This window comes from Rhizobium sp. S163 (assembly GCF_030380805.1).
Taxonomy (GTDB): domain Bacteria; phylum Pseudomonadota; class Alphaproteobacteria; order Rhizobiales; family Rhizobiaceae; genus Rhizobium.
On sequence record NZ_JAUDSA010000012.1, the window covers coordinates 120,809 to 145,268 of the forward strand.

The window sequence follows — 24,460 nt, forward strand, 5'->3', positions numbered from 1 at the left end:
AGACGGGCAGATGAGCGCACAAGATCGGGTTACTGGCCTCTACGACATCAGTGAAGACAAGAGCAGCTGTGGTGTCGGCTTCATTACCCGCAAGGACGGCGTTCAGACCCACGACGTGCTGAAGAGGGGCCACGAGGCGCTCTGCGCCGTCCCGCATCGTGGCGGCATGTCGGCGGAGGGCGTCGGCGATGGCGCCGGCATCTCTGTTGATCTCTCCCTCTCCTTCTTCCGCGGCCTCACCGGCAAGCAGGATCTCGCAGCCGGTCGTTTCGGCGTCGGCAACTTCTTCCTCCCAAATAACCCGAATGAGCACCAGCGCGCGGCCGATATCATCGGGGCGGCGTTGGCCGATGAGGGCTTACCCGTGCTTCTCGTTCGGGACGTACCTGTTGACAATGACGCGATCCGCCCGATCGCCATGCGCTACCAGCTGCCGATCCGCCAATGGGTGTTCGCAGCTCCTAAGACGGCGAAGACGCCGGCCGAATTCGACTGGCGCATCCACAAGGCACTGCTTGCCATCGAAGCCGTTGCCTATACCGATCCGGCTCTGGCCGGCTTTTATCCCCTGTCGCTCAGCGCCCGCACCCAGGTCTTCAAGGGTCGGCTGAACTCCAACGAAGTTCTGCCCTACTTCCGCGACCTCGTGGATCCCGCGCACGAAATCCACACCATGTATTTCCACACACGCTTTTCCACCAACACCGACCCGCACCCGTCCATGGCCCAGCCCTTCCGGCTGATGGCCCATAATGGCGAACTGAATACCGACAAGAAGAACCGCCTCTCCGAGGCCGCAATCGCGCTCGCCCGCAATTCCGCGATCATCCGCCCGAAGGGCCAGTCCGACAGCTGCCGTCTCGATCAGACCCTGCAGAGCCGCGTCATGGAAGACGGCCTCGACCTCGTCACCGCCGTCGTCTCAATGATGCCACCGGCCTGGGAGAACGACGACACGCTGTCTAAGGACGTCAGGGCAATGTTCGAGTATTTCTCGCTATACGAGGAGAAGAACGACGGCCCGGCCGCGTTGATCTTCGGCAACGGCACGATCGTCGGCGCCAGGCTCGATCGGCTCGGCCTGCGGCCACTGCGCACCGTCGAGACATCCGACTATCTCTGCGTCATGTCTGAAGCGGGCCAGATCGCCTTTCCGCCCGAGACTGTTCTCCGGCGTGGCCGGATCGAGGCCGGCGGCATGCTCTACTTCGACCACGCGGCCGGCCGATCCTTCTCGACACCGGAAGCGCTCGAGATGCTGGCGGCGCAGCGCGACTACAAAACGCTTCTCACCGAGGCCCGCATCCGCCTCGAGGACCTGCCCGAAGTCCCAGCCGACCAGCAGGGATCCCCACTCCGCTACAATGGCGATCTCGAGCGTCATCAGCGTTACGTCGCCTATTCCCACAATCAGGAAAGCTTCAAGTTTCTGATGGATCCGATGCTGGCGACGGGTGCCGAGAAGATCTCGGCAATGGGCTACGGCAATGCGATCAACGCCCTTTCCGACCAGGAAGGCGGCGTCGCCAAGTATTTCTCGCAACGTTTTGCCCAGGTCACCAACCCGCCGCTCGACAGCATCCGCGAAGCCGACGGCATGACCCTTCGCGTCGCGCTTGGCGCCAAGCCGAACATCGGCGCCAAAGCCGCCCGGCAGATCGTCGTGCGCTCGCCGATCCTTACCCATCTCGACATGCTGAAGATCCGCGAGCAGCGCGAGACGCCGTTGCGCCGCTTCGAGATGCTCTACACGCCCGTTGCCGGCGATCCCAAGGCCAACGAGCAGGCGCTGGAGGACGCGATCTCCAGGTTGTGCGACGCGGTGGAGGCCTTCGCGGCCGAAGAGGGCGGCATCGCCGTCGTCACCGATCGCCATGTGGCGCGCGACCGCGCGGCCCTGCCGATGATCATCGTCATCTCCGCGCTTAACCAGCGTCTGATCGAGACCGGCCTTCGCCTGCGGGTCTCTATCATCGCAGAGAGCGGCCAGATCTCCTCGTCTCATCATATTGCCGCTGCGCTTGGCTTCGGTGCCTCCGCCGTTTATCCGCTCGGCGTTCAGTTCCGGGCCGAGGAGAAGTTCGGCTCCGACGCCGACAAGGCGTTCAAGCGCTTCGCCAAGGCGGCGGAAAAGTCGCTGATGAAGACGATGGGCAAGGTTGGTCTTTGCACGGCCGAAAGCTACATCGCCGGTGAATTCTTCGAGCCCAACTTCCTCGACACCAACGATCCCGTGCTGCGCCGCTATTTCCCGAATGTGAAGACCCCTGTTGGTGGCGTGAACTTCACCGTCATCGCTCAGGCGGTGTGCGACTGGCACATGCGGGCGCTCACAGTCACCGGTGAAAACGCTATCCCGCTGCTCGGTCTCTTCAAGGAGCGCGCCGAGGGCGCCGGTCACTCCTACGGCACGACCGCGGTGCGTGGGTTCGTCGACATGACCGAGGAGAAGATTGATTTCGAGCGGATGGCCAGCGACACCGACCAGTCCGAATTCTTTCGGCTCCTGCCGCTCAACCGGCTGGAAGATGCCTTCGGCCTCAACGATGCCGCCTATTACAGCACCAGCTTCGAAAAGCTGACACCCGAGGCGATCGACCGCTTCGAGATCACGCCCGGCTACCGCGCCTTCGCCCGCATGATGATGGAAGAGCGCATGAGGCGCCCAGCGGCATTGCGAGATGTGCTGGATCTGCCCGCCGATGTCAGCTTTTGCAGCAATGCCGAGGATTTCAGGCGCGAGATGGGCCGATTTTCCCGCATTGGGAACAACGCTTTCATGGTGCGCGGCCTTGCCTGCGAACGGACCGGTAACGACGAGTTCCGGCTGCGGTTGACGGCCTCCAATGGCGGCCAGCTGACGCTGCTTTCTGCGCTTGCACAATCGCTGGTGAAGCGCTTCGAAAGCGACATCGTCGGCCACTGGCTGGAAGCCGGCGCTCTTGCCGTACAGGCGACAGGACAAGCCCGCGACTACCTCTCGCTGCTGCGCACCGCGCCCGCCAGCATTCCGCTTTGCGACGTCCAGAACGCAAGCGAGATCACGCCGCTGCTTGCCTCGGGCGCCATGAGCCACGGCGCGCTCGTGGCCGCCGCTCATGAAGCGGTCGCCCACGGCACCAACATGGCAGGCGGCATGTCAAACTCCGGCGAAGGCGGTGAGCATCTGTCGCGCTACGGCACGATCCGCGCGTCCAAGATCAAGCAGTTCGCCTCAGGGCGCTTCGGCATATGGGCGGGTTATCTCGCCGATCCGATGCTGGAGGAGATCGAGATCAAGATCGGCCAGGGGGCCAAGCCCGGCGAAGGCGGCCAGCTGCCCTCGCCCAAGGTGACCGTTGAGATCGCGGCCGCCCGTGGCGGCACGCCCGGCGTCGAGCTCGTCTCGCCTCCCCCTCATCACGACACCTATTCGATCGAGGATCTGGCGCAACTCATCCATGATGCGAAGGCGGCGCGCGTGCGTGTTGTCGTCAAGCTCGTCTCGTCGGAAGGGATCGGCACGATCGCCGTCGGCGTCGCCAAGGCAGGCGCCGACGTCATCAATGTCGCCGGCAATACCGGCGGCACGGGTGCCGCTGCCGTCACCAGCCTGAAATACACCGGACGCGCCGCCGAGATCGGCATCGCCGAGGTTCACCAGGCGCTTTGCGCCAATGGCTTGCGCGAAAAGGTCACGCTGCGTTGCTCGGGCGCGCACCAGACGGCCAGCGACGTCATCAAGTCTGCTTTGCTTGGAGGCGACAGCTTCGAGTTCGGCACCACCGCGCTGATGATGCTGAAGTGCGTCATGGCGAAGAACTGCAACATCAAGTGCCCGGCCGGGCTGACCACCAACCAGGAGGTCTTCAACGGCGATCCGAGGGCGCTTGCGCAGTATCTGCTCAACATCGCCCACGAGACCCGCGAGCTCCTGGCATCGCTCGGCCTGCCGTCGCTGCGCCAGGCGCGCGGGCGTTCCGACCTCCTTCATCTCCTCGATCACCCCTCGAGCGTCGGGCAGCTTGACCTCCGCGCGATGCTTTGCGTGGTCGAGGAGGTGAAGATTACCGACCCCGTCTATATGGAGAAGGACTACGCCGTCGATGATGGCTTCCTCGAGCTCGTGCAGTCGGCGTTGATCGAAAACGGGAAGGCGACCGTCGAACTCGGCGGCAACCGCTTCCTCAACAACTGCAACAAGAGCGTCGGCGGGCAGCTGGCGGTCGATATCGAGCGGATGCTGAACTACGAGATCGATGCCGCCACGGCAGCCACCCTGCCGGCCGTTCGCCGGGACGAGCGCGGCCGCCGCTTCCTCGAGCCCGGATCGGTCAATATCGCGACCTCGGGTTCGGCCGGGCAATCCTACGGCACGTTCTGCAATGACGGCATGGTGCTCACCCATACCGGCACCTGCAATGACGGCGTTGGCAAGAGTGCCTGCGGTGGCACCATCGTCGTCAAGTCGCCGGGCGGCGGCTCCGACGAGGCGGGCGGCAACGTGCTGATCGGCAACTTCGCGCTCTTCGGCGCCACCGGCGGCCGCACCTTCGTGGAAGGCCAGGCCGGGGACCGTTTTGCCGTCCGCAATTCCGGCGCGACATCAGTTGTCGAGGGCGTCGGCGACTTCTGCTGCGAATACATGACGAATGGCGCGGTTCTCAACCTCGGAAGCTTCGGCAAGGGCTTCGGCAATGGCATGAGCGGCGGCTTCGTCTATCAGTACGACCCCTATGGCGATCTGCCGAAGAAGGTCAGTCACGACTCGATCCTGCTCGGCTCGATTTCCGACAAAGGCGATGAAGCGGCAATCCATCGCCAAGCCGTGCACATGCTGCTCACCTGGCACCTGACTGCGACCGGCTCGTCCAAGGCGCGCTGGCTCTTGGAGAACTGGGAGAGCGAACAGCACAATTTCGTCTATGGCATGCCACGGGCGCTGCTGTTGTACCAGGATAGCGACGCGATCCTGAAGGCAAAGGCACGCAAGGAGCTGATCGAGGAACTGGCCTCGGCGCTGGCTGCCCATCAGGTCCGCAAGTTCAAGCTGGCCTACCGCGACCGCAAGCCGGTGCTCAACGGCCGGGTGCCCGGCTACGGGGAGACTGACACGGACGAGATGTTCGCGCTTCTCAACAATTACACCGTGCTTTCCATGGCGCAGGGGCTGGCGATGGCGCGTGTGCCCAACGCACTCGGACCATCCGAGCCAGCCGTAGAGAAGGCTGTGCGAAACCTCATCCTGACGGAGGATTTCGCCCTGATGAGCAAGCTGATGCGGCACGCACGCGACGCTATAGATGGCCACAGCGACGAACAGCTGTCGGTGATGATCGCCGCCAAGCGGCTCGCCGACTACAAGGAGGCGCTGGCGCGCCGCAACATCCTGTCGATGGATAGCCCCGGCACCTACGGCTGGATCATCCACCAGCATGCCCGCAACATCGAAAGGATCAGGCGCCTGCCGAGCTTCGAGGAGCTGTTCGCCAAGCGCGCCGTCTCCGACCTGACGACATCTGCCAGAACAAGCCGAGTGTGACGATGAAAGTGCCCTATGTCCCCGCAGACGCCCCCTTCAATGGCGACCAGCGCGCCTGGCTTTCCGGCTTCCTGGCTGGCCTCCACTCTCGCCTGGCAATGGATGGTGACGGCAGCAACGCTCTCGCGTCCGCGCCGCAGCAGCAGGCCTCAAACCTGCTGCATATCCTCTATGGCACGCTGACAGGCAATGCCGAAGGTGTCGCCATGGATGCGGCAACAGCTGCCCGCGCTGCCGGGATGCAGCCGGTGGTCGAGGCGCTCGATGATATCGACATGGCTCGCTTCGCGACGATGAAGCGGGTGATCGTGGTGGTCTCCACCTATGGCGAAGGCGAGATGCCGGATAATGCGCAACTCTTCTGGGAGGCGCTCTCGGCGGATAGCGCGCCGAGGCTGGAGGCGATGAATTTCGGCGTGCTGGCGCTCGGCGACACCGGCTATGATGGCTTCTGCCAGGCGGGCAAGCTGATCGATACCAGGCTGGAGCAACTCGGCGCCCGCCGGATGGCGGACCGCCTGGATTGCGACGTGGATTACGAGGATGCCGCATCGGCCTGGGTGGGCGAGACCCTGCCGGTCGCGGCAGCGATCGACGGCGGAGCCGCAGAGCCGGCGGAACTGGCCGAAGCGACGGCCCTGCCTGTCCGCGAGAAGTCGCAATGGAACAGGAAGTCGCCCTATCCCGCGACCCTTGCCCTCAACCGGTTGCTTTCGGGCGCCCGATCCGCAAAGGAGATCCGGCATTTCGAGTTCGATCTTGGCGATAGCGGATTGGTTTACGAAGCTGGCGATGCGCTGGGCGTCATGCCAGTAAACAATCCGGCCCTTGTTTCGGCCATTCTGGAGCGCTTGGGTGCCGACGCGGAAGCGGCCGTTTCCGGCCTCGCCCAGCCCCTGGGCCGAGAGTTGACGACCAGCTTCGAGATTTCCACGCCTTCGCGCGAGTTGATCGCGGAGATCGAAAGGCGCGCCAGCCACGAAGAGCTCAGCCATATCCTGCGCCATGGGGACAGGCAAGCGCTGGAGAACTGGCTGTGGGGCAAGGACAGTCTCGACCTCCTGCAATTGCTCCCCGAGAACGCGATGAGCGCCGCCGATTTCGTCGGTCTGCTGAAGCCGCTGCAGCACCGCGCCTACTCGATCTCCTCGAGCCCGCTTGCTGCCGAGGGACGGGTGCACCTGACCGTTGCCAGCGTGCGCTACACCACCAACGGCCGCGAGCATGGCGGGGTCTGCTCGACCTATCTGGCGGATCGAACAGAAGGCGATCTGGCCGGCATCTTCGTGTCGCAGAACAAGGCATTCCGCGTTCCCTCGGATGATTCTACCCCTGTTATCATGGTCGGCCCCGGCACTGGCATCGCCCCGTTCCGGGCCTTCCTGCAGGAGCGGCTGGCGTGCGGCGCGACGGGTCGGAACTGGCTATTCTTCGGCGACCAACACCGGGCGGACGATTTCATCTACGAAGAGGAGCTTGCTGCGATGAGCAGCGCCGGGCTGCTGACGCGGCTCGATCTGGCCTTTTCCCGCGACCAGCAGGAAAAGATCTACGTGCAGACCCGCATGCGCGAGAACGGCAAGGCGCTCTACGCGTGGCTGGAAGAGGGCGGGCACTTCTATGTTTGCGGCGATGCAACCAGAATGGCGCGCGACGTGGATCACGCCCTGCACGACATCATTGCCGTCCACGGCGGCCATTCCGCTGATGCCGCGACGACCTACGTCAACGAATTGAAGCGACAGAAGCGATACGTTCGCGACGTCTACTAGGGCCGGGACCGACTGGGCCCGTCACAATCCGAACATGCCATAGAGCGGTCGAAAACATCGGCCGCTCGAACGCGTTAATCAACACGGACCAAGTGCCGGGTAGGAAAACGTGAGCGTTCGTGCTCTCTTGGCACGGCGCGGTGTCATTTCGGCACGCTACTGGCTATAGTTTATTGGATATTAAGAACGTTGAACGAGACTCGCCTAGCCGTGACAGCGAAGCATGTAAATCGATGCAGGCAAGAATCGCTTGCATGAATGGCATGGCGGAAAACATGGAACATGAAGGTTTCGATTTACCGTTCCTCCTCAAGGAGATTGATATCCTTGCGGATGAACTCAGCAAGCTGCCCCCTTCGATGGACAGGACAGCGCTGGAACTTAGGCTGGCACAGATGCGCCAGATCGTTGAACTGCGACACAAGCGCCGCAGCATGAAGAACCTCGATCCCAACTGACGGTTCGACTGTTATCATGTGGTACACTCGCCTGCCGTGGATGTGGCAAGCGAATGCCCCGCTACCTACTCGTGACATGAGCGCGCTGTCGCCCGTATTGAGGATTGTGCTTCGAAATCCCCGGCAAAGAGGCTACTAAGCGCGCAAACCAACGAGAGGAATTGGCCATGGAACCGGAAACCGTAACGATCGACAACCGCAACGACTTCTCGCTTTGGGCGATCGAGCGCGCCAAGCTGATTGTCAGCGAACAGGGAACGGCGCTCGCGCTTGCGGCGCGAGACATGGGTGACACGGAGATCGGCCAGGCTGGCAACGCGCTCGGCCAAGCGATTGCCGACGCTATGCTGGAAGTTTTCGATGGGCTGATGAACGGCGTTGTCGAGGAATAGCAGGCCCGCAGTTGTTCTGCTGACCTGACAATGTGCAAGAATGAGCACTCGATATTCTTTGGGAACTTTTCTGCAGCTGGGGGGTTTTATCTGCGCAACGTATTGAAATCCGCGTTGCTGGATCAGCAAGCCCAATGCAGTCCAACCAAAAAGCCCGGTGCAGCCCCTCGCACCGGGTTTTTCACGTCCGCAGACAACTGCACCACGTGCACCCACGCTTGATGCATTAAGAACATGCTATATATTAAGAGCGCGCTGGCAGCCCCACACGGGCTATCGCCAACAAAATGCGCTTCGAGGGGTAGAAAGCGTTGGACACGAGACCATGGACGATCCCTGTTTTGGTCGCCTGCCGTCGTACCGGCGCCGTTTACACGGTCACCAGTTTACTCGTGAGGCGCTCAAAATGCTTTTTACCGCCTGGCCGGTCGCAGAGGGCAAGGCCTACTTTTCCGCCCTGGAAGTGTGCGACGGCGTCGCGATCGGCAAGGCATCGCCGGAAGATGCGCGCCTCGCCTTTATCGCCGCGGCCGATGAGGCCAAGGTGCCTTATGACGTGGTGCCCGCCGCACCGGTCCCGCTATAACCGCTTCAGCGCGCTCACTCCTCGACGCCTTCCTCGAACGTGTAGGACGCGCACATTTCGTCGGAGCTTTTCGGCGCATGATGACCGGTAAACACCGCGATAGCGGCCAAGCCATCTCCGGCGGACCAATCCACGACATAGGTGACCGGCCCGGATCCACAGAGACGATTACCGTTCAGTAACTCGGGGTCGGAAGGATCGGCCACTCGATAGACTGAAGCCGGTACACGCTCGCCATCGACGATGAAGTGATCGGCGACCAGATTGGAGAACGACAGCTCGTCACCCGTTTCAAAGGTGATGCTGAAGTCGTCCATCGAGATGTCGCCGGTGACCGACATGGCCGTGTTGCTGACGGCCTTGTACGCGTCGGCCCATGACGGGCTCGCGGCCGACAGCATGGAAAAAATAAGACAGGATTTGAAGAAGCGCACGGTGACCTCGGGAGCAAAGGCAGGCACGGTAGAGCCGTGCCCGCGCGATATTACTCGGCTGCTGGTTTCAGGGAGCTGATGATCGCCTGGAGTTCAGGCCCATGTGCCTCCTGTGTCCCCTGCGATCCCCAATAGGTGATGACGAGCAGCTTGCCTGGTTTCGGTGAGAGCAGCGAGAGGCCGATATTGACGGCGCCGTCATTGTCGGTGCCGGTCCAGTCGAAGTTGGTCATGTCCATGCCGTTGATCGGCTCGTCGGACTTCTTCTGTGTCGAGCCGTCAACCTTCACGCCGTTCTTTTCAAGAAAGGCGATGGCGTCGTCGATGACCTTGTCCGTGCTCTTCTCGTCGGCGACGTCGATCGAGAGATAGATGGCCGAGTCATCGGACGTCGCCTGGATGCCGGTTTCGGTTTCCTCGGGTTCCCAGCTGTCGGGAATGGCGATTTGCGCGATGGGCTCGTCGCTCGGGAATGCAAGCGTCTTGGCCTGACTGACGCCGGGTATGAGGGCGGCAAGAAGCGCCCCGACGATAATCGTCTTCATGTAAGGTCCCTGGGGGTTAGAGAACATGTGTGCGGGTGCATATTAGCGTTGCGACGTTAAGAAGATCCGCACGCAGTCGCAGCGAGTCCGCTCCACCCCAGAAATGGTTTAGGCCCAGAAACAGTTCGGGCCGGCGTGGACATCATGTCCGCGCCGACCCGTTGTTCGAAAGATCGACTTTACTCGCCGGGAACGATCGACGCGCTGTTGCCGTGAGCCGCTTGCAGGCTATCCGCAGGCTTCGGCGCCTTCCAGGCGATCAGGCGGTAGAACATCGGAATGAAGAAGGTCGCGATGAACGTTGCCGCGAGCATGCCTCCGATAACGCCCGTACCGATGGCGTGACGGCTGGCCGAGCCCGCACCCGTGCTGACGGCCAGCGGCACGACACCCAGGATGAATGCCAGCGACGTCATGACGATCGGGCGGAAACGCAGGCGGGCGGCTTCGATCGCAGCCTCGCCGGCCGTCAGTCCCTCCTGGCGCTTCAAAACGGCAAACTCGACGATGAGGATGGCGTTCTTGGCGGCCAGACCGATCAGCGTGACCATACCGATCTGGAAGTAGACGTCGTTTGTCAGCCCGCGCAGCATCGTTGCTAGCAACGCACCAAAGAGCGCGAACGGGATGGCGGTTATAACTGCCAACGGCAGCGTCCACTTCTCGTACTGCGCGGCAAGGATCAGGAACACCATGATAATGCCGAAGAGCATAGCTTGCGTTCCAGCGCCCCCCGTTGCCAGTTCCTGGTAGGCCGAGCCTGTCCAGGCGATCTGGTAGCTCGCGGGCAAGGTCTCGTTGGCAACCTCCTGCAATGCGCGGATGGCGTCACCCGACGTATAGCCGGGAGCCGGGTTACCGGTGACTTTGGCCGAGTTGAACGCGTTGAAGCGTTCGACCTGGTCCGGACCGATAATGCGGGTAACCTTCACCAGCGCATCCAGCGGGATCATGTTGCCATTGGTCGAGCGGACGAACACTTGGCGGAGATCGTCAGGCGATTGGCGGAAAGCCGATTCCGACTGCAGATTGACCTGATAGTTGCGGCCGTAGAGTGTGAAGTCGTTGACATAGAGGCTACCGAACGTCGCCTGCATGGCATCGAAGACCGTGTTGATCGGCACGTCGAGCGCCTTTGCCTTCTCGCGATCGAGATCCGCGTGGTATTGCGGAACGCTAGCATCGAAAGTGGTGCGCACGGCAGTCAGCTCGGGGCGCTTGGAAGCCGCAGCCACGAGAGCATTGGCCTGTTCGGCAAGGTTCGCGATACCGTTGCCGCCACGGTCCTGAACATAGGCTTCGAAGCCACCCGTGGTGCTCAAGCCCTGGATCGGCGGTGGATTGAAGGCGAGAACCATCCCGTCCTTGATGCCGCTATTGGCACCGATGATCGGCCCGGCCATGTTTCGGGCGTCCAGGGCCGCCGTCGTGCGCTCCTTCCAGTCATCGAGAATGATGAAGGAGACACCGGCACTGCTCTTGATGCCGCCGGCGAGGATATCGAAGCCGGAAACCGCAAAGACGTCATGAACGCCCTCGAGCCTGGAGGTGTTTTCGACCACCTGGTTCATGACAGCTTCGGTGCGCGGAAGCGCTGCGGCCGGTGGCAAGATTGCGATCTGCAGTACCCAGCCCTGGTCTTCGTCGGGAACGAGCGATCCCGGAATGGAGTAGAAGAGATAGCCTGTCGCACCGAGCAAGGCGCCGACCAGCACAAGTCCGATGGCAAAACGCTTGACAAAGAAGCGAACTCCCGCCGTGTAGCCCGACGTCAAGCGCTCAAAGGCGCGATTGAAGACGCGGAACGGCAGCGCCGGTTCGTGATGACCTGGCTTCAGGATCAGGCCACAGAGAGCGGGCGTCAGCGTCAGAGCGACGATGCCCGATAGGATCACGGAGATCGCGATCGTGACGGCGAACTGCTTGTACATCTGGCCCGCAAGCCCGCCCATGAAGGAGACGGGGATAAAGACCGAGCAGAGCACGAGCACGATGGCAACGACCGGTCCGGTCACTTCGCCCATTGCCTTGATCGCCGCGTCTTTGGGGGACAACTTGTCCACCGTCATCAAGCGTTCAACATTCTCGAGAACCACGATCGCGTCATCCACGACGATACCGATCGCCAGCACCAGGCCGAAGAGTGTCAAGAGGTTGATCGAGAACCCAAGCAGGTACATGCCCGCGAAGGTACCAATGATCGAGATCGGAACTGCGATCACCGGGATGAGCGTCGCTCGCCAGTTCTGCAGGAACAGGAACACCACGATGACGACAAGCGCGATCGCTTCGAAGAAGGTGTGGATGACTTCCTCGATCGAGACCTGAATGAACTTCGTCGTATCGTAGGGGATGCGATAGTCAATCCCATCGGGGAAGGACTTCTTCAGTTCCGCCAGGCGCGTTGAGAGCTCGTGCATCGTGTTTAGCGCGTTGGCGCCCGGCTGCAAGTAGATCGCGATCGGAACTGCCGGCGTACCGTTGAGGCTGCTCTGCACCGCGTAGCTTTTGGTGCCAAGTTCGATGCGTGCTACATCCTTCAACCTGAGCGTCGCCGCGTTGCTGGTCGAGCGCAGGATGATGTTTCCGAAGGCTTCCGGATCCGTCAAGCGGCCTTGTGTCGAGACGCTGTAGGTGAAGGGCTGGCCGGTTGCGCTCGGTTGATCTCCAAAACGACCGGCGGCGAACTGCGAGTTCTGTTCCTGGATGGCTGTCGACACGTCGCTCGGCGTTAGGCCGTACTGCGCCATCTTGTCCGGCCGCAGCCAGACGCGCATCGAATAGTCGATATCACCCAGAACGTTGACGTCGCCAATGCCGGGAAGACGCTTCAGGTCGTCGATGACGTTCAAGAGCGCGTAGTTGCCGACATAGGCGCGGTCATATTGCGCGTTGTTGGAGAACATCGCCACGAAGGCAAGAATGGAATTCGAGCGCTTAGCGACAACGACACCCTGACGGGTGACTTCCTGCGGCAAGGTCGAGGTCGCACGCTGGACACGATTGTTGACATTGATCGCGGCCTGGTCCGGGTCGGTGCCGAGCGCGAATGTCACCGTGATCTGCATGGTGCCGCTGTTGGAGTTCGTCGATTGCATGTAGAGCATGTTTTCGACGCCGTTGATTTGTTGCTCGAGCGGCGCCGCAACGGTCTGTGCGACCGTCTCGGCGCTGGCGCCGGGATAGCTCGCAGTCACAACGACCTGCGGCGGTACAAGCTCGGGATACTGTGCAATCGGCAGGGCCCGCAGGGCCAAAAGACCCGCCAGAACAATGACGATGGAAATGACCGCCGCGAAGACCGGACGGTCGATAAAGAACCTATTACCCATCAGTTTGACGCCGTCTCTTTCGTATCCTTGCCACCGTCGGCCGCGGCGGCTTCAGCCGTCGCGTTGACGGCCGAACCCGGCCGCACCTTGATGACGCCCTCGGTAATCAGCTGGTCACCGGCCTCGAGACCCGAGTTGACGATCCAGTTGCTGCCGACTTTCTGGCCGAGTGTAACCGCATTGATCTTTGCCTTGCCGTCCTTGCCGACGGTGTAGACGAATTGACCCTGCGGCCCCTGCAACAGCGCCACCTCGGGGATGACGATCGCGTCATCGGCGGTCACGCCGCTTACTGTGGCGCGTACGAACTGGCCGGGGATCAGCTGGCGATCCGGATTGTCGATGATCGCACGGGCTTGGATAGTGCCCGTGTTGACGTCAACGGTCGCGGACGTGAAGTCGACAACGCCTTCGTGGTCGTAGGTCGAACCGTCGCCGAATGTCAGCTTGACGCGCAGCTTCTGTTCCTGGCCCTTGCTCTTCATCAGATCGATGAGATGGCGGACTTCGCGCGCCTCGGAATCCGAGAAAGAGAAGTTGACGTAGACAGGGTCCAGCTGGGTGATGTTGGTCAGCAAGCTTGAATCAGTGCTGATCAGGCTGCCTTCGGACATCTGCTCAAGGCTCGTGATGCCGCTGATCGGAGCAGTCACCTTGGTATAGCCGAGATTGAGCCCGGCGGTCGTGACCTGGGCCTGAGCGGAGGCGACGGCCGCCTCGGCGAGCTCGCGCGCCGAAATCGCATCATCGCGGCTCTTTTGGCTGCCGACATTCTGGTCAAAGAGACTGATGTTGCGCTTCTCCTCGCGGATGCCCTGACTGAGCTGCGCCTGCGCCTGTTTGAGCCCGGCCTGTGCCTGCATCAGTGCGGCTTCATAGGGCGCGGGATCGATGAGAAATAGTACATCGCCCGCCTTGACCTGGGCGCCCTCGACGAAGTTGCGCTTCAACAGGATGCCGCTCACGCGGGCGCGGACCTCCGTCTGGCGAAACGCCGAGACACGCGCGGCGTATTCGTAGCTCAGCGGCACAGAGCTGGCGGCAACTTTCACGGTCGTAACGGACGGAGGAGGCGGGGAAGCAGCCTGCTGGGCCATTGCCACGGAGGACATCAATATTGATACAGCCGCCACAAGCACGCCGCTGCGAACGGTGGAAAAACGCCGCTGATTTTTATTTTGCACTATATTCGCCTTTACTTGGGCTCGGTTCACCGAGCAACCTTAATTCCCTCCTCCCCTTGGCTCCTCCGCCAAGCTTTATTCCGGTTTGAAAATTGGCCAGCGAGGTTCCACCCGCAAGCAATCAAACGAATTTCGCTTGTCGCCCGCCTTGCCTCGAAGAACCTGCGCACATCGATAAGGAAACAGCCAGCACTTTGCCTTTGCTTCCAGTTTATTCTTTTATATCCCGTATTTAACCGCCGACCGGAGCGGAGCTCGGTCTAGCCTCTACCTAACAGCTCGGTCCGAACATGTTAAGATGCCCAAATCAGCATAGGGCTATAAAGCTCGTTCATGAATGGCTTGCTGTTGACAGCAGACACGGTTTCGCCGGGAGGCTCCCGGGGTCGTCAAATAGAAGTCTTCCCATCATAAACCTACTCTAAAGCATCTTCTCATCTTCGTTATTAGCCAGGTCTAATTTCGTTGGCGCTGCGCAGCGAAAGGCCGAGCATAGCCGCTTGGGAGGCGACCTATCGACGCAAGCAACTTTTTGTGTTCACTCTCCACCGCCATCACTCCGATGACGCGCAAATTAACGATTGGTTAACCATATCCGTCGTTTAGAATGCTTAACGGCCGTCTGGTCGTTGATTCGAAGTCCGGGCGCCAAAATTGCGCCGGATACAGGGAAATACGATTGCGGCGATCGGAAACATGGGTTTGCTAAGATTGATGGCCCTTGCTGGGTTGGCTGGTCTTGCTGCCAGCTGCACATCGACTGGAAATATCAGACAACCGAGCGCCGCTGAAACGATTGCGAGCGAGAAGGCGCTTGTCCTGCCGCCACCCGGCGGGCCATCGATCGTGAGCGTAGTAGAGCAGAAGCGTGGCAACGGCGTAGATCAGTCCATCTCGCTGTTCACCTCGTCATCTGTTCCAGGCCAAAATTTCCTGAAGGTGCAGTTTCTCGGCGGGCGCGGCGAAAACCCTGGTGCCGGCAACTCATCGTATAAAATGGTCAATGAGACCGCCATTGGACGAGAGATGGCTGCCTCCATCCCCGGCGTGCGAATGGCGCGATCGGCGACCTTCCTGCAAAACAGCTACGGCCCCTTCGGCTACGCCTCCGGCACCAGCCGCAGCGGCGATACCTGCGTCTATGGATGGCAGCAGATCCGCTCCAGCCGCTCCGACCAGACACAGGCCCGCAATTTCGGCATGATCCAGGTTCGCCTGCGCCTGTGTGATGCACGCGCGACCGAACGCCAGTTGCTGGGTGTGATGTACGGATATACCGTTATCGGCACGTTCAACGGCGAAATCTGGAACCCTTACGGCATGACGCAAGGGGGCGACCCCACCATCGGGCGGCCGGGAAACCCGATCTATCCCGACGAAGGCGGTTATCGCTCCACACCGATGCCGATTGGCTACGAACCGGCGCCGACGCAGACCTTCTCGCGCCCAGCGCCGGTGCGCCGCGCAGCGGTTCGCCCTGCCGCCACGGCGCCGGCGGCGCCGACTTTGCCGCCGGCGATCGGCCCGCGCGTGCCGGGACCCGACCTTTCCGAAAACGTGCCACAGGCTCCGATGGGTGCACCCACGTTGCCCAATGCGTCCGCGCGCCAGCACGCCTCGCAACAGACGATGACAGCGACCGGCGTGAACGTGCCGTCGCCGGAATGCATCGGCAACACGGCGGCAAGTGCCGCCTGCCAGAGATGACGATCAGCTAGGCCGGCACAGGAAACGGTGCCCGGCGCAATGCCTTTGAAGGAAAGCCGATGCATAAGGCCCGCAGCATCTTGATCTGGGCAGTGGTTGCGATCTGTGTGGTCGCACTGGTGACCCTGCCGGTGAATTTGCAGGCGCAGCTGATCGCCAGCATTACCGTGGTCGCCGTGATGGCGATCATCAAGGGCTTGAAGGGTGAAGGCACATGGCGCCTGATCGCGCTCGCCTTCGGTACGGCGATCGTCATGCGCTATGTCTATTGGCGAACGACCAACACATTGCCCCCGGTTAACCAGCCTGAAAACTTCATTCCCGGCCTGCTGCTCTATCTCGCGGAAATGTATAGCGTCGCCATGCTGGCGCTCAGCCTCTTCATCGTCGCGACACCCTTGCCGCCTCGTCCTTCGCGCGTGGGAAAGCTCCAGCGTTTTCCGCACGTCGACGTCTTCGTGCCCACCTATAACGAAGATTCCCACCTTCTCGCCAACACACTCTCGGCCGCCAAGGCGATGGACTATCCGGCGGACAAGCTGACCGTCTGGCTGCTTGACGACGGCGGGACCGTGCAGAAGCGCAACTCGAACAAGCTGCTCGAGGCGCAGGCAGCCGTCGCGCGCCACAACGAACTCAAGCAGCTCTGCGAGGAAATCGGCGTCCGCTATCTCACGCGCGAACGCAACGAGCATGCGAAAGCCGGCAATCTGAACAATGGTATGCAGCATTCGACCGGCGAACTGATCGCGGTTTTCGACGCCGACCACGCACCTGCGCGCGACTTCCTGCTTGAGACCGTCGGCTATTTCGACGACGATCCGAAGCTTTTCCTGGTCCAGACGCCGCACTTCTTCATCAATCCCGATCCGCTGGAGCGCAATCTGCGCACCTTCGACAACATGCCGAGCGAGAACGAGATGTTCTACGGCATCATCCAGCGCGGGCTCGACAAATGGAACGCGGCCTTCTTCTGCGGCTCTGCGGCGGTTCTCAGCCGCAAGGCGCTGGAATCGCAGAACGGTTTCAGCGGCATCAGCATCACCGAAGACTGCGAGACAGCACTTGCACTTCACGGAAGCGGCTGGAACAGCATTTATGTCGACAAGCCGCTGATTGCCGGCCTGCAGCCGGCGACGTTTGCGAGCTTCATCGGCCAGCGCAGCCGCTGGGCGCAGGGCATGATGCAGATCCTCAGGTTCCGCTTTCCGCTGCTCAAGCGCGGGCTGACGATCCCGCAGCGCTTCTGCTACATGTCGTCGACGCTCTTCTGGCTGTTCCCCTTCCCGCGCACGGTCTTCCTGTTTGCGCCGCTGTTCTATCTCTTCTTCGACCTGGAAATCTTCACCGCCTCCGGCGGCGAGTTCCTGGCCTATACCCTCGCCTACATGCTCGTGAACCTCATCATGCAGAACTACCTCTACGGTTCGTTCCGCTGGCCGTGGATTTCCGAGCTCTACGAGTATGTGCAGACGGTGCACCTGCTGCCGGCGGTGATTTCGGTCATGCTCAACCCGCGAAAACCGACATTCAAGGTGACAGCGAAGGACGAGTCGATCGCCGTCAGCCGGCTGTCGGAAATCAGCCGCCCTTTCTTCGTCATCTTCGCGGTGCAGATCATCGCGCTGATCGTCACCATCTACCGCATCTATACCGAGCCCTATAAGGCCGACGTCACGCTCGTCGTCGGCGGCTGGAACCTGATCAACCTGATCATGGCCGGCTGTGCGCTCGGCGTCGTGTCGGAACGCGGCGAACGCGCTTCGTCGCGCCGCGTGCGCGTCAACCGTCGCGCGGAGTTCGGCATCAACGGCAAGTGGTACACGGCGTCCATCGAGGACGTGTCGGTGCACGGCGCGCGCCTGCATGTGTTCGACAAGCAGCTGGAGCAGTCCTTGGTCGGCGTCGAAGGCGAAGTTCGCTTCCGTCCGTTCAGCGGCGCCGATCTCGAAACGCTACCGCTCGTGGTGCGCAACATTCAGCCGACGGACGGACTGCTTGCGGTGGGCTGCCAGTATGTCCCGAAGAGCGCGCTGGACCACCGGCTTATCGCCGACCTGATGTTTGCGAACTCGGCGCAGTGGACGCAATTCCAGGAAGGCCGTCGCCGCAATCCGGGCCTGATCCGCGGAACGATCTGGTTCGTCGGTCTTGCGTTTTATCAAACGAGCCGCGGCCTGGTCTATTTCTTCCGCAGTATGCGGCCGGAGCGTGAAGAGCAGCGGCAAGTCTCGAAGGTGAATGGCTGATGCGGAAGATCGCCACATCCCTCGGTTTCCTGTTTGCCGCCACTGCTCTCGCCTATGCGCAGACAACGCCCTTCGACATGACTGGCGAACGTCCGCCCGAGGCAACGCCAGCGGTGCCACGCTTGACGATTCCGGCGACGCCTCCCGCTTCCGCACCAACAACAACGCCGGCGCCGACGGTCGCAACGCAGCCGCCCGCGACACCCGCACCCGCCGCCCCACCGGCAGCCGTTACGCCTCTGCAGCCTTTCGCCGTCACTCCCGCGACACCGACGGCGCAACAGCCGGCATCGCCGCCAGCGCAGACGGATGCACCTGCCACGCAGCCAAGATCAGCACCACCGCCGCCACCAGCAGGGCAGGCTGCGACACCAGCAGCACAGCCGCCGCAGAAACCGGTAACCGAAACGGCGTCCGCTCCCCTGCCTCCCGGCACATCGCGCCGCTATGTGGTGCCCTTCTCAAAGCTTGGGCTGGACGGCGAATATGACCGCAAGTCGTGGTCTGTCTACCTGACACCGGAGCAGGCCGCGGCGCAGGCGACCTTCAACTTCACCTACCAGAATGCCATCGTCGTCGCGCCCGAGAGCTCGCAATTCACGATACTGATCAACAACAGGGTGATTGGAGAGCAACCCGTCGGCTCGCCCGATGGAGCTTCGACCGTATCTTTGAGCATCCCGCCGCGCCTGCTGCAGCCAGGTGCCAACCTGTTGACGATCGAGGCGAAGCAGCGCCATCGTACCGATTGCAGCGTGCAATCGACGTATGAGCTCTGGTCGGACATCGACCCATCGCAGACCTATTTGAGCTTTGTCGGCGAAGAGGCCGCAAAATTCTCGAGCACCGATGCAATCCGCGCGATCGGCGTCGACGGCGCCGGCCAAACCGCGTTCAACTTCGTCGTTCCCGCGCTCGAGCAGCCGGGAACAACAAAACCACTTCTGAGGCTCGTGCAGGGTCTGTCGGTCCTCAGCGGCATGCCGAACCAGACCATGTCGTTTACAAGCGGCTCCCTGCCCGCCTCGTCTCCTGGCCGGATGACGGTCGTGGTCGGCACGCCCAGCGAATTGCAGCCACTGTTTGCCGTTCCCGTCGCCGCGCAGACTGCTCCTCTTGCAACCTTTGCAACCGATCCACGGTCTGGCCAGACTGTGCTCTTGATTACCGGACCATCCTGGCCGGCGATCGCCACGGCAATAGAAACGATCGTCTCGACAACCGACCGCGCCGTCACCGTACGTCGCGACGCGCTCGCCACGCAGCGCTGGACCGCGCCCGATGCGCCACTGATTTTCGCCGACAAGACGATTTCTTTCTCCCAGTTGGGTGTAAAATCGACCGAGTTCTCAGGACGGCGCTTCCGTACGACCTTCAACATCGCCGTACCGGCCGACTTCTACGCCAACGCCTATGGCGAGGCGACGGTGCTGCTCGACGCCGCCTATACTCAGAATGTGCTGCCGGGCAGCCATATCGACGTCTACGTCAACGGCAACATTGCCTCGACCCTACCAATCACCACGAAGGGCGGCGGCATCTATCGACACCTGCCAATCCGCGTGACGATGCGACACTTCAAGCCCGGCTTGAACTCGGTATCGATCGAGACAATCCTGCAGACGGATGAGGACAATGTGTGCGTGCCGGGCACGGCTGCCGGCGCGGGACCACGCTTTGCGCTTTTCGACACCAGCGAGTTTCACATGCCCGACTTCGCCCGGGTCGGCCAACGCCCCAATCTGGCGGCACTCGCCGGAACGGGTTACCCCTACAGCCGCGCTGCATCTCCGACACCGCTCTTCATCGACCGCGTGGACCCCGACACGCTCTCCGCCACGGCAACCGTGCTCGGCCAGATGGCCTTGATGGCAGGTCGGCCGATCGACGTCGAACCCGCCGCCTCGCCGGGCGCGATCGGCGAACGCGACGCCATGTTCGTCGGCTCCATTTCGCAGATGCCTCAGGCGGTGCTTTCGCAGCTCAACATCGCGACGACCAGCCAGGCGACATGGCGGCCGCTAGCCGCGACGCAGACGACGCCGAGCGAGACCAACGTAATGTTCGACGAATGGCGCTCCAAGGTGAGCGGCGGCGTCTGGCAGGGACAGATTACCTCGTTCCAGGAATGGCTGCGTCGCAACTTCGATATTTCGCTGAGCACGCTGCAGTTCATTCCCGGTGCCGAGCAGGTGTTTACGCCCTCCAACACGAACAGCTTCCTGATCGCGCAAGGCGCGAATACGGCGGGCAACGGGACCTGGACGATCGTGACCGCGCCATCCGCCAAAGATCTCAGGGAAGGTGCTGATGCCATGACGTCACAGCTGAACTGGCCCGAGATCGAGGGACACGTGACAACCTATTCGGCCGTGACCGGCAAGATCGATACTGTCCCGGTCAGCCGTTTCGATTTCATCGCGACGGAGACCTGGACCTTCGCCAACTATCGCCTGATCGCGGCGAACTGGCTCTCGACCAATGTCCTGTCCTACGCGGTGCTGCTCGTCGTGCTGTCGCTGCTGATCGGCGTCGCCACAGCCGGCATGCTTGGCCGACTGGGCCGTCGCGAATGAGGGGGTGGCTGACCATAATGGTGGCGGTCGCGTTCGCATCGCTGCTTGGCTTGCAGCAGCCCGCATCCGCGCAGACGGCGAAGATCGATGCAGCGTCGTGGAGTGCCTACAAGGCAAAGTTCCTCGACCCCACCGGCCGCATCATCGACAATGCCAACGGCAATATCAGCCATAGCGAGGGCCAGGGCTACGGCATGTGGCTCGCCTACCTAGCAAACGACCAGGCCGATTTCGAGCAGATCTGGTACTTTACCCGGACAGAACTACTGCTGCGCGACGACGGCCTCGCGGTCTGGAAGTGGGACCCATCGGCCAAGCCGCATGTGACCGATGCCAACAATGCATCCGATGGCGACATGCTGATAGCCTATGCCCTGGCGCTGGCGGGATCCGCCTGGAAGAACAACGATTATCTGGAGGCTGCCGCCAAGATCGCGAACGCGCTTCTGGCCCATGCTGTCGTAAAATCGGGGGGGCGAACAATCCTGCTCCCTGGGGTCGAGGGCTTCACCGTTCCCGATCGCAAGGATGGCCCGGTCGTCAACCCCTCCTACTGGATCTACGAAGCCATTCCCGTCATGGCCTTGCTTGCTCCATCCGATGCGTGGGGTTCGCTGACCGAGGACGGTTTGACTTTGCTGCGCTCCATGCAATTCGGACCACGCAAGCTTCCGTCCGATTGGGTGAGCCTTCACCGGCAGCCGCAGCCGGCCGAGGGTTTCGATGTGGAGTTCGGCTACAACGCCATACGTATTCCTCTCTACCTCGCCCGGGCGGGAGTTTCGGACAAGGAACTGCTCTTACGATTGTCCTCGGGAATGACCGCCGGCAATGGTGCGCCGGCAACGATCAACTTGAAAGACGGCCAGCCGAAACAATCACTTGATGACGCTGGTTATCGAATTGTTAACGATGTTGTGGCCTGTGTAGCACAAGGAACGAAGCTGCCCGCGTCGTCCCGGCAGTTCGCGCCATCGCTCTACTATCCATCAACCCTTCAACTCCTGGGGTTGGCCTTCGTCGCGGAGAAACATCCAGAGTGCCTTTGAAATCCTCGCTTGTCGCAGTGTCGGTCGCAGTGGTGGTGGCAGGTCTTGTCACCGCGCTGAAGGATCGCGCCGCCATTCAGGATATGCTCGGCCTCAACCAGCCCGCAGCACCCCAACTAATGCTGATGGGGCGGATCAGTGGGCCTGACAGTCCACCCAAGCAGCCGGCTGACATGCAGTCGATCGCCGAGCAGATACAGGCAACGGCAGGCGCGCAAGCCCCAATCAACGCACAGCCGCAAGGCGAACTCGCCGCCCCGCAGCCAGACGCCGTCGCCCAAGCACAGCCGCAGCCACAACAGCCGGCAGCGCAGAGACCGGCAGCCGCGCCGACAAACCCGCAGCCTGCGGCGCCAAAGGTCGACGAGAGCGCGCTTCGCTATTTCGCGAGCCGTGGCGACAAAGCGAGACTACAGGCCGAGATATCGCGACTTCAGGCGCTCTATCCGAACTGGGTTCCGCCGGCGGATCCGCTCGCGGTTCCCCAGAGCGGCGACAAGCAGCTTGAGGCGATGTGGCAGCTCTATTCCGAGGGCCGCTACGCCGAGCTTCGCAAGTCGATCGCCGACCGACAGGGCGCTGAAGCCGGCTGGCAGCCACCAGCCGACCTCCTTGACCGGCTGGACGTCGCGGAAGCGCGTGCACGCCTGGTGAACGCCTCTGATCTGAAACAATATGCGACCGTTGTGCAGATCGGCGCGGCGACGCCAAGCCTGCTCACCTGCGCCGATATCGACGTGCTGTGGCGCGTGGCAGAAGCCTTTGCCCGCACGGACCGTACGCAGCGGGCGCAAGATGCTTATACCTACATTCTGAAGACCTGCACCAACCCGCAGGAGCGTCTGGCGACCATGCAAAAGGCGTCCGGCTTGTTGCCCTACGCGCCGATGCAGGTCCTGCTTGGCCTTGAGCGTCCGGATGGAAACGGCGGTCGGGAGTTCGACAGCATTCGCGACGACCTCGCGCGCAATTTCGTCGCCGCCGGCAACGCCAATCCCGACCTCGCGGTCTCTCCAGATTACCTGACCCTGGTGCAGCGGTTGGCCGAGACGCAGGGGCTGGCTTCCGACAATCTCCTGCTCGGCTGGTATCACCTGCGCCGCGAGAACTATGCAGACGCGGAAAAGTGGTTCCGCGCCGCACGCGCAAAGGAAGATTCCGCCAGCGCTTCGCAGGGCTTGGCACTGGCTCTGATCGCGGAAAAGAAGGAACAGGAAGCCGAAGACGTCATGTACAAGTGGCGCAGCGATTCCAAGGACGCAACCGCAACCTATCTCGCCGCCACCGCCAACCTCATGGCGCTGCAGCCGCCGGCGAATATTCCCGAGGAGGTGCTGAGCCGTATCGCGACCGAGATCATCGCGCAGAAATATGTGCCGACAGCGCAACAATTCGGCTGGTACGCACGCTCGCTCAATCAGCCGCAGACGGCTGCGCGCTGGTTTGAAACGGCGCTGCGCTGGAAACCGGATGACGAACCGTCGGCCTACGGCCTGGTAATCACCCGCGAGCAATTGAATGACCACGGCGGCGTCGCGGAAGTGCAGCGCCTGTGGGCTGGGCGCTCGACGCGCATCGCACAGCTCGGCGAGACTTCAGCGCTGACGCCGCAAGTGCGCGCGCCGCTTCCCGGACCCGGTCAGGCTCCGCAGCTTCAGCAGGTCCAGCCGCAACAGTTTCAGGCGCCGCAGACGCAGACCTACCAGCCGCAAGTGATCGCCGCGCCCGCTCCCGTGGTTGCTGCAGCCACGCCGGCCCAACGCTCGATACCGCGACAGGCAGAGCCGATACAGCAGGCGTCGCGAACCGCCCCTGCCACGCGGGGGGCGCGTCAAGCTCGCGGATGCTCGACGACCGTCGATGCCCGCCTGCTCGATCCACAAAGCGCGCTGAACCGCGGCTGGTGCCTGATGGACCTGAACCGCCCGATGGAAGCCGTCGAGGCCTTCGAGGCGGCACTCGCCAGCCCCACCCGCAAGGTCCGCGAGGACGCTGCCTATGGCCAGAGCTTGGCCTATCTGCGCGCCGGGCTTTCCAACAATGCCGCGGTCGCGGCAACCAAAGCGCCGCAGACCCGCCAGCGAGCAGCTGAACTGCAGGTTTCCATCCTCGCCGATCGCGCGCTGGCCGCCTTCACCGCGAAGCGCTACCGCGAAGCTCTTGTCTATCTGGACCAACGCGCGCAGTTGCAGCAGGAGCGCATCGATCTGATGGTGCTGCGGGGCTACAGCTACATGAACCTGCAGATGTACGGAGACGCCGAGCGCATCTTCAATGCCGCCGCAGCGGTCGGCAGCAAGGATGGATACCGTGGCCTCGCGGATCTGAAGGATGCGACGCATCCCGAAGGCAAACAATAAACCTTGTAAATCCCCGTAATCCGCGTGACGTGTCCGCAGTCACCCCCCTCAAAGCGTGCTCTAGCTTGTCGCTCTTGACGTTCTTCTAAAAATAGAACATAACAAGAACAAATAGCGAGGTAAGCGTATGACCAGAACTGAGGAAGTCATAGCAAACGCATTGGCGGTCGTGGCCGCGTCGCGAGCAGAGCGAGAGCGTGACGCCGAACGAAGACGCCGCGTTTTCGGCAAGATCGAAATCGGCCTGCCGCTGCCCAAGATCAAAGGCCAGCAGCTCAGCCTTGATCTCCACTGA

15 protein-coding genes are annotated in these 24,460 nt (G+C 61.9%); 11 read left to right on the forward strand and 4 right to left on the reverse strand.

The genetic code is table 11. From position 1 onward, the window contains the following. Window positions 1-10 precede the first annotated feature (10 nt). The 5 genes from QTL96_RS10520 to QTL96_RS10540 all read left to right on the forward strand — a co-directional run bounded on the left by QTL96_RS10520 (window position 11) and on the right by QTL96_RS10540 (window position 8,729). The gene (locus tag QTL96_RS10520) at window positions 11-5,521 is read left to right on the forward strand and encodes a glutamate synthase-related protein (RefSeq protein ID WP_289727706.1); all 5,511 of its coding nucleotides are present in this window, start codon (window positions 11-13) and stop codon (window positions 5,519-5,521) included. A 2-nt stretch (window positions 5,522-5,523) separates the two neighbouring features. Then, window positions 5,524-7,293, forward strand: coding sequence for a sulfite reductase subunit alpha (locus QTL96_RS10525; protein WP_289727888.1), 1,770 nt, complete (start codon window positions 5,524-5,526; stop codon window positions 7,291-7,293). A 254-nt stretch (window positions 7,294-7,547) separates the two neighbouring features. Continuing rightward, window positions 7,548-7,751, forward strand: a complete 204-nt coding sequence (locus QTL96_RS10530) for a hypothetical protein (RefSeq protein ID WP_112819834.1) — start codon at window positions 7,548-7,550, stop codon at window positions 7,749-7,751. A gap of 167 nt (window positions 7,752-7,918) precedes the next feature. After that, complete coding sequence (locus tag QTL96_RS10535) at window positions 7,919-8,143, forward strand: hypothetical protein (RefSeq protein ID WP_113009115.1); 225 nt, start codon at window positions 7,919-7,921, stop codon at window positions 8,141-8,143. Between the two features lie 325 nt (window positions 8,144-8,468). Continuing rightward, window positions 8,469-8,729 (forward strand): DUF982 domain-containing protein, encoded by a 261-nt coding sequence (locus QTL96_RS10540; protein WP_289727707.1) that lies wholly within the window; start codon window positions 8,469-8,471, stop codon window positions 8,727-8,729. Window positions 8,730-8,743: 14 nt separating this feature from the next. Here QTL96_RS10540 and QTL96_RS10545 read toward each other — a convergent pair whose 3' ends face one another. The 4 genes from QTL96_RS10545 to QTL96_RS10560 all read right to left on the reverse strand — a co-directional run bounded on the left by QTL96_RS10545 (window position 8,744) and on the right by QTL96_RS10560 (window position 14,224). Then, window positions 8,744-9,163, reverse strand: a complete 420-nt coding sequence (locus QTL96_RS10545; RefSeq protein ID WP_289727708.1) for a hypothetical protein — start codon at window positions 9,161-9,163, stop codon at window positions 8,744-8,746. Window positions 9,164-9,213: 50 nt separating this feature from the next. Continuing rightward, a complete protein-coding gene (locus tag QTL96_RS10550) occupies window positions 9,214-9,708 on the reverse strand; it encodes a histidine kinase (RefSeq protein WP_289727709.1) in 495 nt (164 codons plus the stop codon). A gap of 179 nt (window positions 9,709-9,887) precedes the next feature. Beyond that, a complete protein-coding gene (locus QTL96_RS10555) occupies window positions 9,888-13,040 on the reverse strand; it encodes an efflux RND transporter permease subunit (protein ID WP_112943263.1) in 3,153 nt (1,050 codons plus the stop codon). Next, the gene (locus tag QTL96_RS10560) at window positions 13,040-14,224 is read right to left on the reverse strand and encodes an efflux RND transporter periplasmic adaptor subunit (RefSeq protein ID WP_289727710.1); all 1,185 of its coding nucleotides are present in this window, start codon (window positions 14,222-14,224) and stop codon (window positions 13,040-13,042) included. The genes QTL96_RS10555 and QTL96_RS10560 overlap by 1 nt, the downstream gene beginning before the upstream one ends. A 714-nt stretch (window positions 14,225-14,938) precedes the next feature. On the opposite strand from QTL96_RS10560, the gene bcsN reads away from it, so the two are divergent. The 6 genes from bcsN (at window position 14,939) to QTL96_RS10590 (ending at window position 24,460) form a co-directional block, all read left to right on the forward strand. After that, the gene (gene bcsN / locus QTL96_RS10565; protein WP_289727889.1) at window positions 14,939-15,931 is read left to right on the forward strand and encodes a cellulose biosynthesis protein BcsN; all 993 of its coding nucleotides are present in this window, start codon (window positions 14,939-14,941) and stop codon (window positions 15,929-15,931) included. 59 nt (window positions 15,932-15,990) lie between these two features. Beyond that, window positions 15,991-18,180, forward strand: coding sequence for a UDP-forming cellulose synthase catalytic subunit (gene bcsA / locus QTL96_RS10570; protein ID WP_112943266.1), 2,190 nt, complete (start codon window positions 15,991-15,993; stop codon window positions 18,178-18,180). After that, the gene (locus QTL96_RS10575) at window positions 18,180-20,756 is read left to right on the forward strand and encodes a cellulose biosynthesis cyclic di-GMP-binding regulatory protein BcsB (protein ID WP_112943267.1); all 2,577 of its coding nucleotides are present in this window, start codon (window positions 18,180-18,182) and stop codon (window positions 20,754-20,756) included. Before bcsA ends, QTL96_RS10575 begins: the two co-directional genes overlap by 1 nt. Continuing rightward, window positions 20,753-21,805 (forward strand): glycosyl hydrolase family 8, encoded by a 1,053-nt coding sequence (locus QTL96_RS10580; protein ID WP_112943268.1) that lies wholly within the window; start codon window positions 20,753-20,755, stop codon window positions 21,803-21,805. The genes QTL96_RS10575 and QTL96_RS10580 overlap by 4 nt, the downstream gene beginning before the upstream one ends. After that, complete coding sequence (locus tag QTL96_RS10585) at window positions 21,802-24,165, forward strand: cellulose synthase (RefSeq protein WP_289727890.1); 2,364 nt, start codon at window positions 21,802-21,804, stop codon at window positions 24,163-24,165. The genes QTL96_RS10580 and QTL96_RS10585 overlap by 4 nt, the downstream gene beginning before the upstream one ends. Window positions 24,166-24,292: 127 nt before the next feature. Beyond that, window positions 24,293-24,460 (forward strand): hypothetical protein, encoded by a 168-nt coding sequence (locus QTL96_RS10590; RefSeq protein ID WP_165936891.1) that lies wholly within the window; start codon window positions 24,293-24,295, stop codon window positions 24,458-24,460.